Here is a 16,926-nt window from a genome sequence, read left to right as displayed (position 1 = left end):
CCTCCCGTGTGTACGGTGAACCGCGTCGTAGACGCAAAGCGGCAGTCTTGACGAGCGGAAATCGGGAAATCAGTAAGACCAGCGCCGGGAATCGGCTGGTTCTAGGTCGTGGACCTAGGCGGACCTATGCCGCCGGTTCACCTTGCCTGGCCGGCCGGCGATCGAAAGCCGCGTTTCCTGCCTGGTCCGCTCGGCCACCACCTTGCCCCTGGCAATGACGCAGAGGCGCTCGGGACGCAGGCGCAAGGCCTCGACCGGATTACCGGCGTCGACAACGACGAGGCTGGCGCGCTTGCCGACCGCCAGGCCGAGATGATCGAGGCCCATGATGGCGGCGTTGACATTGGTGACCATGTCGAAACAGCGCGCCATCTCGGCCGGGCTCGACATCTGTGCGACGTGAAGGCCCATGAAGGCAACGTCGAGCATGTCGGCGGTGCCCAGCGAATACCAGGGATCGAGCACGCAATCCTGGCCCCAGCCGACGCGGATGCCGTGGGCGAGCATCTCCTTGACGCGGGTCAGGCCGCGGCGCTTTGGAAACGTATCGTGACGGCCCTGCAGCATGATGTTGATCAAAGGATTGGGGATCGCCGAGACGCCGGCCTCGGCGATCAGCGGCAACAGCTTCGAGACGTAGTAATTGTCCATGGAATGCATCGAGGTGAGATGCGAGCCGGCGACCCTGCCCTGCAACCCAAGGCGCTGCGTTTCATAGGCAAGCTGCTCGATGTGGCGCGACAGCGGGTCGTCGGTCTCGTCGCAATGCAGGTCGACCATCAGGCCGCGCTTGGCCGCGATCTCGCACAGTTCGGTGACGGAGCGCGTGCCGTCGGCCATGGTGCGCTCGAAATGCGGAATGCCGCCGACGACATCGACGCCCGTGTCGAGCGCGCGGAGGGTGTTTTGGCGCGCCGTCGGCGAGCGGTAAAACCCGTCCTGCGGGAAGGCGACCAGCTGCAGATCGATATAGGGCGCGACCGTTTTCTTCACGTCGAGCAGGGCTTCGACCGCCAGCAGCCGGTCGTCACAGACATCGACATGGGTGCGGATGGCGAGCAGGCCCATCGACACCGCCCAGTCGCAATAGGCGAGCGCGCGCTCGCGCACGGCCTCGTGGGTCAGCAGGGGCTTCAACTCGCCCCACAGCGAAATGCCTTCGAGCAGCGTGCCCGAAACGTTGATGCGCGGAATGCCCAGGGAGAGCGTCGCGTCCATGTGAAAGTGCGGATCGACGAAGGGCGGCGAGACCAGATTGCCATGGGCATCGATCGCCGCGCCGGCGGTGACGTTCAGTTCGGGGTCGATGGCCGCGATCGTCTCGCCGATGATGCCTATGTCGGCGATGGTGCCGTCTGGCAGCGTTCCACCACGGACAATCAGGTCGAAATTCATCTGTCGTCATCCTGTTGAAGAATCACAAAGCCATGGTGACGCAAAAAAGACAGGTTACCGCTGGACCATGCGCGACATCATCAACGAGTTCATGATCTCGCGAGACATAACCAGTTTATGCCTTGAGGTATCCGGCGCGGGAACAGCATCACGCCGCTCTCCGCACCGGTTCGGTCCCTCATTCCGGCACGTACCTTACCGCGCCTTTTGCCGCACTGGTCGCCATCGAGGCATAGGCGCGCAACGCCGTCGTCACCTTGCGCTTGCGCTTTTCCTCGGGCTTCCAGGCAGCGGACCCTTTCGCCTCCATCGCCGCGCGGCGAGCGGCCAGCTCGGCGTCGCTTACCGCGAGATGAACCGTGCGGTTCGGAATGTCGATCTCGATCGTGTCGCCTTCCCTGACCAGCCCGATCAGGCCACCTTCCGCCGCTTCCGGCGAGACATGGCCGATCGACAGGCCGGAGGTGCCGCCGGAGAAGCGGCCGTCGGTGATCAGCGCGCAGGCCTTGCCGAGGCCCTTCGACTTCAGATAGCTGGTCGGATAGAGCATCTCCTGCATGCCGGGGCCGCCGCGCGGCCCTTCGTAACGGATGACGACGACATCGCCGGCCTTGATCTCGTTCCCCAGGATCGCCTTGACGCTGGCATCCTGGCTTTCGAATACCCTGGCCGGGCCGATGAATTTCAGGATCGACTCGTCGACGCCTGCGGTCTTCACGATGCAGCCGTCGAGCGCCAGGTTGCCTTTCAGCACGGCAAGGCCGCCATCCCTGGAAAACGGATGCGCAGCCGAGCGGATGGCGCCCTTCTCGCGGTCGAGATCGAGCTCGTCCCAGCGACGGTCCTGGCTGAAGGCGACCTGCGTCGGCACGCCGCCCGGTGCCGCCAGGAAGAAATCGCGGACGTTCTGGCTGGTCGTGCGGGAAACATCCCAATGGTCGAGCGCTTCGCCGAGGCTCGCCGCGTGCACCGTCGGCAGGTCGCGGTTGATCAGCCCGGCTTCGTCGAGTTGGCCGAGGATCGCCATGATGCCGCCGGCGCGGTGGACATCTTCCATGTGGACGTCGGCCTTGGCCGGCGCCACCTTGCACAGCACAGGGACCCGCCGCGACAGCCGGTCGATGTCCTCCATGGTGAAATCGACCTCGCCCTCATGCGCGGCGGCCAGGATGTGCAGCACGGTGTTGGTTGAACCACCCATGGCGATATCGAGCGTCATGGCGTTCTCGAAGGCGCCCTTCGAGGCGATGCTGTGCGGCAGTGCGGTGTTGTCGTTCTGCTCGTAGTAACGCTGGGCGAGATCGACGATCAGATGGCCGGCCTCGACGAACAGACGCTTGCGGTCGGCATGGGTGGCCAGCGTCGAGCCATTGCCGGGCAGCGACAGGCCCAACCCTTCCGTCAGGCAGTTCATCGAATTGGCGGTGAACATGCCGGAGCAGGAGCCGCAGGTCGGGCAGGCCGAGCGCTCGATGACCTTGACGTCCTCGTCGGAGATCTTGTCGTCGGCTGCGGCCACCATGGCGTCGACCAGATCGAGCGCCTGCGTCTTGCCGGCGAGCACGACCTTGCCGGCTTCCATCGGCCCGCCGGAGACGAAGACGGTCGGGATGTTGAGGCGCAGCGAAGCCATCAGCATGCCCGGAGTGATCTTGTCGCAATTGGAGATACAGACCATGGCGTCGGCGCAGTGCGCGTTGACCATGTACTCGACCGAGTCGGCGATCAATTCGCGCGACGGCAGCGAATAGAGCATGCCGTCATGGCCCATGGCGATGCCGTCGTCGACAGCGATGGTGTTGAATTCCTTGGCGACGCCGCCGGCCTTTTCGATCTCGCGGGCGACTAGCTGGCCAAGATCCTTGAGGTGGACATGACCCGGCACGAACTGGGTGAAGGAATTGACCACGGCGATGATCGGCTTGCCAAAGTCGGAATCCTTCATCCCGGTGGCGCGCCAGAGACCGCGGGCGCCGGCCATGTTGCGGCCATGGGTGGTTGTGCGGGAGCGATAGGCGGGCATGCGTCTTTCCTTGCTGGCTGGCGCGCTCGATTGGCGGCGCGGCATAGCGGAATTCGGATCGCAGGCGTTATAGACGCCACAACCTGCTCTGACCACAGTTTTGCGATGCACCAGATAGAGACGGGCGGCCAGGCCTGAGGCCAAAGATGGCAAGTCGGTCATGGCGGATGAAAAAATCGGAGGTGCTGTCGGATCGCGCTTCGCTCGGGCGTCCTTGGGCAACGGCAGGGATCAAGGGACCGATCGCCAAGCCGGCCGTTTCACATTGGAAGCCAATTGCAAACCAGCCCGAGGAGCAAGAGATGCAGAAAATCACCACCTTCCTATGGTTCGACGGCCAAGCCGAAGAGGCCATGAACCACTACATCTCCATCTTCAAGAATTCGAAGGTGGTGAGCGTCACGCGCTGGCCCAAGGGGCACGCTCTTGAAGGCAGCATGCTGGTGGCCTCGTTCGAGCTCGACGGCGTGCCGTTCCGGGCGCTCAACGGTGGACCGCAATACAAGTTCACCGAGGCGATCTCGCTGTCGATCGACTGCAAGACGCAGGAAGAGGTGGATCATTTCTGGAGCAGGTTCACCGAGGGTGGTGGCGAGCCCGGCCCCTGCGGCTGGCTGAAGGACAAGTTCGGCGTCTCCTGGCAGGTCGTGCCGGAACAGCTGCCGCGACTGCTGCAAGATCCGGACCGGGCCAAGGCCGGCCGCGTCATGCAGGCGATGATGCAGATGGGCAAGATCGACATCGCCAAGCTTGAGCAGGCGGCCAAGGGCTGAGCGAAAACGATCCTTCCCTTCTTCTCCTTGTGGGAGAAGGCGGATTGGCGCGTAGCGCCAAGACGGTTGAGGGGTACCGGACGGAGCGCGATGGTGCCAGCCTGGAACACACCTCATCCGACCGAGCTTCGCTCGGCCACCTTCTCTCTGCTCAAGCCGCCTTGTCGCGGACCTGATAGTCCTTCACCGCTGCGAAGCGGATCGCCTTCCAGCGCTCAGCTTCATAGTTGAGCGAAAAGGCATGCTGGGCCAGGAATACCGGGTCATTGTCGAGGTCGCGGGCGATGTCGCCCCGATGCGCCTCGATGAAGCGCTGAAGCTCCAGCCTGTCGTCGGCCGATATCCATCGGCAGACCGAAAACCGCGACATCTCGAAATCGACGGGCAGCGTATATTCGATGTTCAGCCGCTCCTTCAGCACGTCGAGCTGCAGGGCGCCGACGACACCGACGATGGCCGGTGAGCCGTCCTCCGGCGAGAACAATTGCACGACGCCTTCCTCGGCCATCTGGTGCAGCGCCTCCTTCAGCTTCTTGGCCTTCATCGCGTCGCCGAGGCGGACGCGGCGCAGGATTTCCGGCGCAAAATTCGGCACGCCGCGGAACAGGATCTCCTCGCCCTCGGTCAGCGTGTCGCCGATGCGCAACGTGCCGTGGTTGGGGATGCCGACGACGTCGCCGGCAAAGGCCTCGTCGGCGGTGACGCGGGTGCGGGCGAAGAAGAATTGCGGCGCCGACAGTGACATCGGTTTTCCGGTGCGCACCAGCTTGACCTTCATGCCGCGCTCGAGCTTGCCCGAGCAGACGCGGACGAAAGCGATGCGGTCGCGGTGATTGGGATCCATGTTGGCCTGGATCTTGAAGACGAACGAGGTCATCTTGTCCTCGGTCGCCTCGACCTTGCGGGTGTCGGCCTCCTGCGCGCGCGGCGGCGGCCCGTAGGCGCCGAGCGCTTCGATCAGGTCGCGCACACCGTAATTGCGCAGCGCCGAGCCGAAATAGACCGGCGTCAGATGACCTTCGCGGAAGGAGTCGATGTCGAGCGGACGGCAGGCTTCGCGTGCCAGCTCCAGTTCCTCGATAAAATCCTCACGCTCGTTTTCCGGCAACAGGCCGGCAACGCGGTTGGAATCGGGACCGTTGACCGGCGTACGCTCCTTTTCCGCATCGCCCCTGCGCACGGCATTCAGCGCCAAATGATAGGTGCCGGAAAAGGTTTTTCCCCGACCGATCGGCCAGGTGATCGGCGCGGTGTCCAGTGCGAGCTTCTGCTCGATCTCGTCGAGGATATCGAACGGGTCGCGGCTTTCGCGATCCATCTTGTTGACGAAGGTGATGATCGGGATGTCGCGCAGCCGGCAGACCTCGAACAGCTTCAGCGTGCGCGGCTCGATGCCCTTGGCGGCGTCGATGACCATGACCGCCGCATCGACCGCCGACAGCGTGCGGTAGGTGTCGTCGGCGAAATCCTCGTGGCCGGGCGTATCGAGCAGGTTGAAGACGTTGTCCTCGTACTCGAAGGTCATCACCGAGGTGACGACCGAAATTCCGCGCTCGCGCTCGATCTTCATCCAGTCCGAACGGGTCTGGATGCGATCCTTCTTGGCCTTGACCTCGCCGGCAAGCTGGATGGCGCCGCCGAACAGAAGCAGCTTTTCGGTAAGCGTCGTCTTGCCGGCGTCGGGGTGCGCGATGATCGCGAAAGTACGGCGGCGGGCCACCGCTTCTGTTATCGTTTCAGGCATTATTCAGGATTTCCGTATGACAGGCCGGCTTCTAGCAGCGCAGTGTTGAGCTGTCGACCTGTCCCGGCGGTTCACCCTCCGGCGTCAGGCCGGTTCGATCACACGGCTCTCGAAGGCGATCTCGGGTATCCAGCCGGCAATGGCGGCGCCGATGCTGTCGGCATGGTCCTCCTGCAAATAATGCGCGCCGGGTCCGAGATCGATCAGCCGGCAGTTCTTCAGGCCGGCTGCGAATTCCCGTGCCGCTTGCGGCGAGACGAGGGCGCCGGGGTCGCCTGAGAAAAGCAGCTTCGGGTAAGAGGAAAGCCGGAGCGCGCGATGGTCGTGCTCACTGATGGCGGCGACATCGGTGGGCTGGCCTTCGATCGGCAATTCCCGCGGCAGGCGCAGGATCGGCTTGCGCGACTGCGGCGTCGGGAACGGCGCCCGGTAGGCTGCCATCTCGTCATCGCTCATCGTGCGTAGCACCGAGGCCGGCAGCACCTTTTCGACGAAGATGTTGTCTTCCAGGACAAGCTTTTCACCGACATCCGGCGTGCGCAGCGCCTTGAACAATTCACGCGCCTGCGGGCGCTGATGAAAATCGTCCCAGCATCCGAAGGGACGGATGAACTCCATGAAGGCTAAGCCGAGAATGTTTCGTGGCCGCCTAGCGGCGAGATGGAAGGCGAGCGCCGTGCCCCAGTCCTGCGCGACTATGATCATATTGGCGATGCCAAGCGCCTCGAGGAAAGCGTCGAGGTAACGGACATGGTCGAAGAAGCGATAGTCGATGTCAGGCTTGCCGGATTGGCCAAAGCCTATCAGGTCGGGCGCGATGCAGCGGCCGAACGGCGCCACATGCGGGATGATGCCGCGCCAGATGTAGGACGAGGTCGGGTTGCCGTGCAGGAAGAGCACCGTCGGACCGGCCGTGCCGGCCTCGACATAGGACATGGTGGAATCGAGCACCGCGACTTGCGAGCGCGGCATCACGATACTGGATTGCTGCTTTTCGTGTTTCGGGTTCATCGGATCGGCTCCTCTACGAAGACTGTTTTGAAGACGATGTTCTTGAAGCGCTCGAGCGGCTCGGGGCTGCGTTCGACCTTCATGCGCAGCATCGCGCCTTGCCAGGAGCTCAAAAGGAAGTCGGCAAGGTCCTCGGCATCGAAGGCATCGGTGATGTGGCCGGCCGCCTGGCCCTCGGCGATGCACTCGGCGAAAGGCTTGCGCCAGCGTTCGAAGATTGCGACGAGCTGCAGCCGCAGCGGCTCGCTGTGCGCCGCTGTCTCAAGGCTGAGATTGCCGATCATGCACCCCTGTGCCCAATCATGCGCCTCCAGCTTTGAGGTGATGACGTCTAGGTAGCGGCGCAAGCGCGCGACAGGGGCCGTACCGTCCCGGGCAAGGGCCTGTTCGACCAAACCGCTGACATAGGCGAAATAACGGTCGAGGACCTCGGCAGCAAACGCCTCTTTGGAGGCAAAATGGTTGGTGAAGGACCCCGGACGGGCATCGGCCGCGGCGACGATGTCGCGCACGCCGGCGGAGGAGTAACCGGAATTCCAGATGGTCTTGAAACCAGCGTCGAGGAGCTTTTCGCGAAGTGAATGTCTAGCCATCTCGATATAATACGTACGTACGTATTATTGTCAAGAGTCGCATTTGGCGCAGTGATCTATTGGCAGAACGCGCCGGCAGTGGCATCGGAGTGCTTCTACGGACGGTGTGGACGCACAGCGAGGAAAGAGCATGACAGCGGCACATGAGGTGATCGTCATCGGCGCCGGCATCATCGGCGCCTCCATTGCCTGGCACCTGGCGAAGGCCGGGGCGCGGGTGACGATCATCGACGATAGCGGTGCCGGCGGCGTCGCGACGCCGAATTCCTTTGCCTGGATCAATGCCAGCTGGGGCAATCCGGAAAAGTATTTCCGGCTGCGCACCCGCTCGATGGCCGAATGGACGCGGCTGGCGAAGGATCTGCCCGGCATTCCGCTCGCCTGGTGCGGCGGCCTGTGCTGGGACCTGCCAGCGGCCGAATTGGAAGCCTATGCTGCCGAACATTCCGCCTGGGGCTATGGCATCGAGCGCGTCGACCGTGCGCAAGCCGGACTCATCGAGCCCAACCTGACCGAGCTTCCCGATTTCGCTCTCTATGTGGCCGAGGAAGGCGTCGCCGAGCCGGTTGCCACCACGCAAGCGCTCCTGGCCGACGCCGAGCGGCTCGGTGCGCGGGTGCTGACCGGAACGGCGGTCACCGCACTGACACAGATCAACGGCATGCTTACCGGCGTGGATACATCCGGCGGGCACATTGCTGCCGACGAGGTGGTGATCGCTGCGGGAGCCGGTTCTGCGGCAATAGCCGCGACGGCCGGCATAAAACTGCCGATCGAGACCCCGCCCGGCCTGATCGTGCATTCGCGTCCATACAAAAAACTACTCAACGGCCTGGTGATCGGCGATCGGCTGCATATGCGCCAGACGGCTGAACGCCGCATCATCGCCGGCTCGGATTTCGGCGGCGCCGATCCGGGTATGGATGCCGAAGCCACCGCCCGCGACCTGTTTTCAGCGATGAAGGCCATGCTGCGCGGCGCCGACGGATTGGAACTGGATTTCCACACCGTCGGCTACCGGCCGACGCCCATCGACGGCTTTCCAATCATCGGACGCGCTGAAGGCGCTAGCGGTGTCTATGTAGCGGTCATGCATTCCGGCATCACGCTGGCGCCCGCTGTCGGCCTGTTTGCTGCCCGGGAAATCCTCGACGGCGCGCGCGATCCGCTGCTGGCGCCTTATGGGCTGGAGCGCTTCTCTCAATAGCCGCGCCGCCGAGGTCGATTGCAGTCCGCGCTCCACGCCCCCCTCTGTCCTGCCGGACATCTCCCCACGGGTGGGGAGATTGGATGTCACGATGGCTTTCGCCAATCTCCGACGCCCAACAATGACGGAGTCGGCGGAGCTGCCGATCTCCACTCCTTGTGGGGGGAGATGCCAAGTTTTGGCAAAGAGCGAAGGAAAGAGGGGCCCTGTCCCGCGACGTCGCCGCGGTTGGGCGAGGGATCTATACGGCTAGCGCCAGTCTTACCGGCTGCAGCGCGAACGGACGGATGCTTATGCCATCTCTGGTGATGGTGACGAAGCTTGATGCGGGATCGCCTGCCAGTCGCCGCCGTCCGGTCGACGGGTTCGGAAACGATGCATCGCCCGCCGCCGTTGCGGAAGACCGAGGTGTAGAGCGTCGGTGCATGATCGTCAGTGGCGTAGCGGACCGCACACAGCGCTTGCCCGTCCGAAAAAGCTGCGGTGAGTTTCAGAGCCGGCTCAAAGCTGGCGCGGCGCGCGGCGTCGATGACCCGGCTGGTGGCGCGCGATACGGCGCCTTGCGGATCGAGATAGGCCGCCCACCGGCACATTTGCTGCTAGCGTCCCCTGTTGTGCGTCCGTTCGTAGAGCTCGCGGATGATTCCGCTTGCCGTAGAGTCGAACAAAAACGGCAAGAAAGCGTGAACGAGCGCGGCGAAAGCCGCCATGAACAATCGCGACGAAAACCACGCGGCGAACGCCATGTGGCCGAAATAGGTTTCGCCCACCGTAGCCGGGTGAGAAGTGAAAAGTCGTGCAAGCCATGTGGTCATGCTGATCCCCTTTTCAGCGTGTGAAGCCCGATCTTGGGTATCCTGACACGCCTCGCCAGTTCATCGATCCCAAAATATCCTTGTCTTTGGCCAATTGTTGGGACAAGCATCCCACATGGCACAGGAAATCGATGAAATCGATCGAAGATTGCTAGCGGAGCTGCAACGTGACGGCACGCTGTCGGTCGACCAATTGTCGGAAAGAGTATCGCTATCGCGCAACGCCTGCTGGCGCCGGGTGAAGCGGCTGGAGGAGGACGGCGTCATCACCGGCCGGGTGGCGCTGGTCGATGCCGACAAGCTCGGGCTTGGCCTATCGGTGTTCGTGCTGATCCGGACCTCCCATCACGATCCGGACTGGCTGCAGAAATTCCGCGCAGCGGTGACCGGCTTTCCCGAGATCACCGGCGTCTACCGCATGTCCGGCGATCTCGACTATGTACTGCGCGCCCGCGTTGCCGACGTGAAGGCCTATGACCGGCTCTACCAGCGGCTGATAGCCAAGGTGGCACTGTCGGACGTTTCGGCCTCCTTCGTCATGGAGGAGATCAAGGAGACGACGGTCGTTCCGGTGGAACTGCGCTGAAAGAAAGCCGTTGATAGCACTGCGGCCGAGTTGACCGAATCGGTGTTCGCGACGATAGGATCGGCCTTATGCGCGCAGCCCTTTATCCTTCCTCCGTCATTGGTCCGCCAGTCGGCTTCGTCAGGTTGCCGCATGGCGAGGGCCTGCCGCTTCCCGCCTATGAAAGCTCAGGCGCGGCCGGCATGGACCTGCGCGCTGCGGTGCCGGATGACCGGCCGCTGCTGATCCTGCCCGGAAAGCGCGCGCTGGTGCCAACCGGGCTGATCCTCGAAATTCCGGAAGGCATGGAAGGCCAAATTCGGCCGCGCTCCGGTCTCGCCTTCAAGCACGGCATCACCTGCCTCAACACGCCGGGCACCATCGACAGCGATTATCGTGGCGAGGTGAAGGTGCTGTTGATCAACCACGGCGACGAGGACTTCACGGTGACGCGCGGCATGCGGATCGCCCAGATCGTTTTCGCTTCGGTGACGCAGGTAGCGGTCGAGGAGCGCACGTTGACAGGCGGCACGATGCGCGGCTCGGGCGGATTCGGGTCGACCGGCACGGCCTGATGAGAATTCCAAAACTGGTTATCTTCGATTGCGACGGGGTTCTGGTCGACACAGAGAACCTTGCCAATCGACGCCTCGCCGAATGGCTCGGCGCCGCCGGCTTTCCGGCAAGCTTCGAATATTGCCGCAAGAACTTTTCCGGCCGCAGCATGGTCTCGGTGCAGAAGGAAGTCGAGACGACGGGCGTCAGCCTCGGCGCCGATTTCGTCGAGCGCTGGAACGCCGGCCTGCCGGACCTGTTCGCACACGGCGTCGAAGCTATTCCATATGTTCGCGAGTTCATCGAAGCCGTGCGCGCCGCCGGCATCGCCACCTGCGTCGCCTCGTCGGCACGGGTTTCGAAAATGCACATCACACTCGGCCAGACAGGGCTGCTGCCGCTATTCGAGCACGCGCTGTTCAGCTCGACCATGGTCAGCCGTGGCAAGCCGTTTCCAGACCTGTTCCTGCACGCGGCTACGACGATGGGCTTCGTGTCCGCTGACTGCATCGTCATCGAGGACAGCGTCGCCGGGACGCTGGCCGGCATCGCCGCCGGCATGCGCGTTTATTCCTATCACGGCGACCCGCATACCGACCGAGACGGACTGGCCGAAGCCGGCGGCATCTTGTTCGACGATATGCGCGAGCTGGCCGGACTGGTGCCAATCCACTGATCGGCCCACTTCAGGCTGCATGTGGCCGCTGGACGCCCAAATCGTTCATGCTAGCTTGCATACGCCCGACTGAACGAGATGCCGAACCACATGAACTGCATCCTGCTTCGCTTCATCCTTGCTTGCCTGCTGCTGCCATGCCTGTGGACGGCAGCGGGCGCACAAGGTGTCAGTTTTCCGGATCTGGGCAGCACCATCCCCGGCCGCAAGGACGTCAGCTATCTCGACCTCGCCAGGATGGTCGTTCCCGATCTGGCGGCGGGCAAGGACGGCCTCTACGAGGGCACATTGCCGACCAAGATGCGCCATATCGCCGGAGCCGAATACGACGGCTCACCACCTCCGACATCAAGCCTTCCCTACGTTGCCGTGCTCGACATCAAGGTCGGCGGCAAGAACCGGCTGACGATGCTGTTCGATCTCGGGCAATCTCCTGACAGCGCCGAGGGCTTTGCGGCGCTGGCGCTCTACGATCTCACTGGCAAGCCGAGATTGCTCGACACTGTCAATGTCGCCGTCGACCGGAGCACCTATTTCCGCGATCCGGGCAAGCTTGCAGTCGGCCCCGGCGATGACGCCATCATCACGATGAGCACGCATTTCAATTCGAGCCAGGGCTATGTGATCACGCCGCTGATCCTGGTCCGCAACGACCGATTCGAGCTGATCGACATGATCTATACGTTCGACGAGAACGTCTGCACCCACAAGCGCACGCAGGACGTGGCCTTCCAGTCGATCGCGGACGGTCAGCCCTATGCTGCGATCAAGGTGACGGTGACCGACGCCACCGTGCCGAGCAGCGAAAGCTGCGACGAGCAACAGCCGCCAGAGGCTTCGTCGCACGACATTTCCGTCACCTATCATTGGGACAGGGCCGCGTCGCGCTATGTCAAGGATTCCGATGCGCTCGACGATTTGGCAGCAGAGAACGCCAAACGCTTCTGAGCCAACCGCATTCGTTTGCCCGCCGCAAATCGGCACGATAGAATCCGGTCTCACACCCGCACCTGAAGGGGACACATCCATGGACAAGGGCAAGATCTTTCGCGACCTGCATGCCTCGACCTTCGTCATGCCCAACCCCTGGGATGTCGGCACGACGAAGCTGCTGACCTCCTTCGGCTTCAAGGCCCTGGCGACGACCAGCGCCGGCTTTGCCTTTTCGCGTGGCCTGCCCGACGGCGCGGTGACATTCGAGACGATGATCCATCACTGCCGTGATGTGACGGCGGCGACCAACCTGCCGGTCTCGGCCGATCTCGAGCGAGGCAAGGGCGACAGTGCGACAAGCGCCGCCGAGACCATCTTCGCGGCCGAGGCGGCAGGCCTTGCCGGCTGCTCGATCGAGGACCACACCGGTGATCCGGACAAGCCGATCTACGATTTCTCGCACGCCGTCGAGCGTGTCGCCGCAGCGGCAGAAGCAGCGCGGGCGCTGAAGCGCGATTTCGTTTTCACCGCGCGGGCCGAGAATTTTCTGTGGGGCAAGCCCGACATCGACGACACGATCAAGCGGCTGCAGGCTTTCGAGAAGGCCGGCGCCGACGTGCTCTACGCGCCGGGCCTCGGTGACATCGAGACGGTGCGAACGGTGTGTTCGGCGGTAACCAGGCCGGTCAATGTGCTGGCGAGGCCCGACTTCACCATCGCCGACCTCGCCCAGGCAGGGGTCAAGCGCATCTCGCTCGGATCCGGGCTGACCAATTTCGCCTTCGGCATGCTGGAGACGGCGGCGCGCGAGATCCTGCAGGACGGCAGCTTCGGCTTCGCCCGCGCCGCCATGCCTTTCGGCAAGCTGCAGGCGCTGTTTTCCAAGCCCGACGCATGACGCTCACTGTTGTCGACATGCACACCGGCGGCGAGCCGCTGAGGATCGTCACCGGCGGTTACCCGCCAATCCCAGTGGGCACCATCCTGGAAAAGCGCGCCTATGTACGCGATCACCTCGATCATCTGCGGAAGATCCTGATGTTCGAGCCGCGCGGCCATTACGACATGTATGGCGCGCTGCTGGTCGAGCCGGACCTGCCCAGCGCCGACCTAGCGGTGCTGTTCATGCACAATGAGGGTTATTCGACCATGTGCGGCCACGCCATCGTTGCGCTCGGCCGCTATGCCGTCGACGAGGGGCTGGTGGCGCTGCAGGAGCCGGTGACAACGGTCAATATCGAAGCTCCGTGCGGACTGGTCGTCGCCTCGGTGGAGGTGCAAGGCGGCAAGGCGGATGCCGTGTCGTTCGAAAGCGTGCCAGCCTTTCTCTTCGCCCGCGACCAGAAGGTCGACCTGCCGGGTTTCGGCGTGGTCGGCTTCGAAATCGCCTATGGCGGCGCTTTCTATGCGCTGGCCGATTGCCGCCAGTTCGGGCTGGAATTCGGCCGCAACCGCGTGCGCGATTTCGTCGATGCGGCAACGGCGCTGACGGAAAAGCTCAAGGCCGAATTCCCGCTGTCGCATCCCGATCATGCCGACCTTGCCTTCCTCTACGGCACCATCCTGACCGACGGCGACGACGCGTTTTCCAGCCGGCCGACGAAAAACATCTGCGTCTTTGCCGAGGCCGAGGTTGACCGTTCACCGACCGGCTCGGGCGTCACCGCCCGGCTGGCGGCGATGTATGCCAAGGGCGAGATCGAGATCGGCCAGACGCGGTTGTTCGAGAGCATCGCCGGCTCGCGCTTTTCCGGCGCAGTAGCGCGGACGGCCAGAGCCGGCTCGCATGACGCGGTCATCGCCCGTGTCGGCGGCCGCGCCTACTACTCAGGCCGGGCCGAATTCATCGTCGAGGCCGATGACGAGCTGGGGCGCGGGTTCCTGCTGCGCTAGCTCTTATGACCGTGGTCAAGCGTGGTAGATGAACTTTTCCGCCCCATGCACGCTCTTACGGTCGCCCGGCCCGATCAGACCAGCAATGTACAGCGGACACATCCGGCGCCGAGCTGGATGCGAAAGACCTGCCAAAAACGGCCGAAGCCAGTGCTCGAGATCGGTTTGCCAGTCCACGTCCATTGATCGGCCCTCCATACGCCGACCTCCCATGAATCACGCAAACTCTCGCTTGGGAATTCCAAAACTCGCCCGCCGCTAAATAACTGCCAAAGTAGTGCTAGGCCGTGAACTCATAAACACGTTGTGCGATGGCTGACGAGAGTCCGCTTTAGGTTGAACTCCGGAAGTCGGTCAGGATCGGAGCCACTTCCGGAACGCGCCAAGAAGCGGACAATCCGCTATCGGATGCTTTCCCGTGTAGCGAACGCGAAAGTCCGTTCGGGGCAGCGAGCGGCGCGACCGAATTTGCCGCAGCTGCGCACCTTGCCGATGTCGATCCCGGCAGCGACGCGCAGTATTTACCTTTGACGTGGGAGAAGTAGGGAGATCTTGACCCGAGGTGCGAAAAAGCAACGCAAATACAGCTGATTAGTTATGACGTAGGTATTCTCGCAGATATGGTATTGGTCGTCTGTGGATTCCTGTACACGGTCCCGTGGGATGATGAAATTATGCGGCAAGTAAGTGTAACCGCCATCAATCCTGGACCGCACCGAAGACCGAGGTATGGCGCGGCAATCAGAACCACCGCAACACTTGAATTTCGTCTGTGGGTCAATCTTGTCTTCGTACCAATCATGGGCGTTAGCGGTTGTTGCGGCGGCGATACACATTGCCGTGAAGATGAACCTTCGCATGGCATTCCTCAGGTATTCGGCAGGCGCTGCTCGTTCGAGCGTCTATGTATATTAGCGTTCCACTAAAAATACCATTGGTCTCCGAATGACTAACGCAGCTCCAGCAAGCGGCGCTCGCAACTGAAAGGCGGCATCGGGTCAGAGATCGGGATAGGGGGACGCCTCGCGGCGCCGCCCCTCCCACACCACCGGGCATACGGATCACGTACCACGGCGGTTCGACCGGATTAAGCTTAGACAGAGACATAGAGACGGGGGAGACCGAGCGACTCGAAGTGGTGGTTGCGCAGGGCCTGTTGGACCGCCGGGTGTCCTGACATGCGCCAGAATCCCGTCGGTGAACCGGCAGCAACCGCGGCCCGGAGCTTTGGCACGCCACGACGGCGCAGCTCCTTGTAGCGGTTGTGCCCGTTCTCCCATTGCCGCCAAAGATACATACGTAATCTTCGGCGGGTCCACGCTTCCAAGTTCGTAAGCACCCGCGGGGTCTGGCAGAAGCCGAAGTAGCCGCGCCATCCGATGAGGTATGGCTTCAGCTCCTTGACCAGCTGCGGCAGACTTATGCCCCGGGTCCGGCGTGTCATATCCCGGATTAGCGCCTTGAATTTGGCGAGGGCCTTCGGCGCGATGCGCCGCTCGCTCCCGTCATTCGCGATGCTGAACCCCAGGAACTTCCGCTCCTCCGGCCGCGCCACCGCGCTCTTCGCCTCGTTGGCCTTCAGCCGCAGCTTCTGGGTCAGGAACCGGCTTACGGAAGCCATGACCCGTTCGCCGGCGCGGCGGCTGCGAACATAGATGTTGCAGTCGTCGGCGTAGCGGCAGAAGCGGAGACCACGTCGGGCCAGTTCGCTGTCGAGGTCGTCGAGCAGGAGGTTACTCAGGAGGGGCGAGAGCGGACCGCCTTGCGGGGTCCCCTCGTCCACCGGACGGACCAAGCCGTCCTCCATCACCCCGGCATTGAGGAATGCCCGGATGAGTTTGAGCACACGCTTGTCCGCCACCCTCGCGGCGACGCGCGCCATCAGGCTGTCGTGATTGACTCGATCGAAAAATCTTTCGAGATCAAGATCGACCACGTAGCTGTAGCCCTCGGCAATGTAGCATTGCGCTTGGGCTACCGCTTGATGAGCGGAGCGTCCCGGACGGAAGCCGTAGCTGTGCTCGGAGAATGTCGGGTCCCACTGCTCCTGGAGAACCTGCAGCAGGGCTTGCTGGATCAGCCTGTCGACGACGCAAGGCACGCCGAGCTTTCTGACCCCGCCCTCCGGCTTGGGGATTTCGACCCGCTTGACCGGCTGTGGCTGGTAGGTTCCCTTGAGCAATCGATCCCGAATGCTTGGCCAGTGCTCACGCAGGTAGCCCTTGGCGTCGTCGATGGTCATCCCATCCACGCCTGGACCGCCCTTGTTGCTTCGAACGCGTTTCCACGCTGTTTCCAGATTCTCTCGGCTACATACCGTCTCCATCAGTTGTTCTGTCCAAGCCGGGCTTTCGTGTGCAGACTTCGCCACGAGCGGTTCGGCCCCTTGGTAACCGCTGGCAGGGGCTTCACCCCGATCCCTCGGTTCTAGGGCCAGTGAATACTGGGTCTTCTGCCGCTTTCCACTCATGAGTTGCCAGTCCTACTTGCCACTTCCAATCGTTCGGGCCTTCGGTCATCGTTTCCGGCTCGGCCTATCCGTTTGCTCCGCCTTTCGGCCTTGGAGTGCCTCACTAGCCTTGCCGACAGCATCACCTACTACGCCCTCTGCTGACTTGCGGCGCGGCGATCAGGATGAGATTCAGCGTCAATCAAGATGAGACTCGGCGGGGGTGGTGTGACGCAGTGAGGGCGTAGCCCGAACGGAGTTACACCACCCCCGCGGCGTCACTGCCGACGTCTG

Annotated in this window: 15 protein-coding genes and 1 pseudogene; 8 read left to right on the top strand and 8 right to left on the bottom strand. The window is 63.0% G+C overall.

Annotated elements, in window-relative coordinates; translation table 11 throughout:
• Window positions 1-114: 114 nt before the first annotated feature.
• Window positions 115-1,395 (bottom strand): amidohydrolase family protein, encoded by a 1,281-nt coding sequence (locus tag EN859_RS06880; RefSeq protein ID WP_127852862.1) that lies wholly within the window; start codon window positions 1,393-1,395, stop codon window positions 115-117.
• Window positions 1,396-1,573: 178 nt separating this feature from the next.
• Window positions 1,574-3,418: a dihydroxy-acid dehydratase gene (gene ilvD, locus EN859_RS06875; RefSeq protein ID WP_127852863.1), complete on the bottom strand. Its 1,845-nt coding sequence runs from the start codon at window positions 3,416-3,418 to the stop codon at window positions 1,574-1,576.
• Between the two features lie 302 nt (window positions 3,419-3,720).
• Between ilvD and EN859_RS06870 the strand changes: the two genes are divergently transcribed.
• Window positions 3,721-4,191 (top strand): VOC family protein, encoded by a 471-nt coding sequence (locus EN859_RS06870; protein WP_127852864.1) that lies wholly within the window; start codon window positions 3,721-3,723, stop codon window positions 4,189-4,191.
• A gap of 151 nt (window positions 4,192-4,342) precedes the next feature.
• Here EN859_RS06870 and EN859_RS06865 read toward each other — a convergent pair whose 3' ends face one another.
• The 3 genes from EN859_RS06865 to EN859_RS06855 form a co-directional block, all read right to left on the bottom strand.
• A complete protein-coding gene (locus EN859_RS06865) occupies window positions 4,343-5,935 on the bottom strand; it encodes a peptide chain release factor 3 (RefSeq protein ID WP_127852865.1) in 1,593 nt (530 codons plus the stop codon).
• An 84-nt stretch (window positions 5,936-6,019) separates the two neighbouring features.
• Window positions 6,020-6,946, bottom strand: a complete 927-nt coding sequence (locus tag EN859_RS06860) for a haloalkane dehalogenase (RefSeq protein WP_127852866.1) — start codon at window positions 6,944-6,946, stop codon at window positions 6,020-6,022.
• Window positions 6,943-7,539 carry a TetR/AcrR family transcriptional regulator gene (locus tag EN859_RS06855; protein WP_127852867.1) on the bottom strand — a complete coding sequence of 199 codons (597 nt, stop codon included), beginning with the start codon at window positions 7,537-7,539 and terminating at the stop codon, window positions 6,943-6,945. The genes EN859_RS06860 and EN859_RS06855 overlap by 4 nt, the downstream gene beginning before the upstream one ends.
• 130 nt (window positions 7,540-7,669) lie before the next feature.
• On the opposite strand from EN859_RS06855, the gene EN859_RS06850 reads away from it, so the two are divergent.
• Window positions 7,670-8,746: an FAD-binding oxidoreductase gene (locus EN859_RS06850; protein ID WP_127852868.1), complete on the top strand. Its 1,077-nt coding sequence runs from the start codon at window positions 7,670-7,672 to the stop codon at window positions 8,744-8,746.
• A 599-nt stretch (window positions 8,747-9,345) separates the two neighbouring features.
• Here the strand turns inward: EN859_RS06850 and EN859_RS06840 are convergent.
• The gene (locus EN859_RS06840) at window positions 9,346-9,561 is read right to left on the bottom strand and encodes a DUF6356 family protein (RefSeq protein ID WP_127852869.1); all 216 of its coding nucleotides are present in this window, start codon (window positions 9,559-9,561) and stop codon (window positions 9,346-9,348) included.
• A gap of 115 nt (window positions 9,562-9,676) precedes the next feature.
• Here EN859_RS06840 and EN859_RS06835 point away from each other — a divergent pair, with 115 nt between their 5' ends.
• From EN859_RS06835 to EN859_RS06810, 6 genes are all read left to right on the top strand, one after another.
• Entirely contained in the window at window positions 9,677-10,147 is a 471-nt protein-coding gene (locus tag EN859_RS06835; RefSeq protein WP_127852870.1) for an Lrp/AsnC family transcriptional regulator, read from the top strand.
• Between the two features lie 68 nt (window positions 10,148-10,215).
• Window positions 10,216-10,701, top strand: coding sequence for a dUTP diphosphatase (dut, locus tag EN859_RS06830; RefSeq protein ID WP_127852871.1), 486 nt, complete (start codon window positions 10,216-10,218; stop codon window positions 10,699-10,701).
• On the top strand, window positions 10,701-11,357 hold the full coding sequence (locus EN859_RS06825) for an HAD family phosphatase (RefSeq protein ID WP_189501750.1): 657 nt from the start codon (window positions 10,701-10,703) through the stop codon (window positions 11,355-11,357). The genes dut and EN859_RS06825 overlap by 1 nt, the downstream gene beginning before the upstream one ends.
• 90 nt (window positions 11,358-11,447) lie before the next feature.
• A complete protein-coding gene (locus tag EN859_RS06820; RefSeq protein ID WP_127852873.1) occupies window positions 11,448-12,305 on the top strand; it encodes a hypothetical protein in 858 nt (285 codons plus the stop codon).
• 79 nt (window positions 12,306-12,384) lie between these two features.
• Entirely contained in the window at window positions 12,385-13,188 is an 804-nt protein-coding gene (locus EN859_RS06815) for an oxaloacetate decarboxylase (protein ID WP_127852874.1), read from the top strand.
• Window positions 13,185-14,183, top strand: coding sequence for a proline racemase family protein (locus EN859_RS06810; protein WP_127852875.1), 999 nt, complete (start codon window positions 13,185-13,187; stop codon window positions 14,181-14,183). Before EN859_RS06815 ends, EN859_RS06810 begins: the two co-directional genes overlap by 4 nt.
• A 48-nt stretch (window positions 14,184-14,231) precedes the next feature.
• Here EN859_RS06810 and EN859_RS06805 read toward each other — a convergent pair.
• Together EN859_RS06805 and ltrA are read right to left on the bottom strand one after the other, a co-directional pair.
• Window positions 14,232-14,403: pseudogene (locus EN859_RS06805) on the bottom strand (IS701 family transposase); the annotation flags it as partial.
• 873 nt (window positions 14,404-15,276) lie between these two features.
• The gene (gene ltrA, locus EN859_RS06800; RefSeq protein WP_127852886.1) at window positions 15,277-16,509 is read right to left on the bottom strand and encodes a group II intron reverse transcriptase/maturase; all 1,233 of its coding nucleotides are present in this window, start codon (window positions 16,507-16,509) and stop codon (window positions 15,277-15,279) included.
• Window positions 16,510-16,926: the final 417 nt, after the last annotated feature.

This window comes from Mesorhizobium sp. M00.F.Ca.ET.216.01.1.1, from assembly GCF_004010325.2.
Lineage (GTDB): Bacteria > Pseudomonadota > Alphaproteobacteria > Rhizobiales > Rhizobiaceae > Mesorhizobium.
Note: the sequence above shows the minus strand (reverse complement) of the source record. Positions and strands in the feature narration are given on the sequence as shown.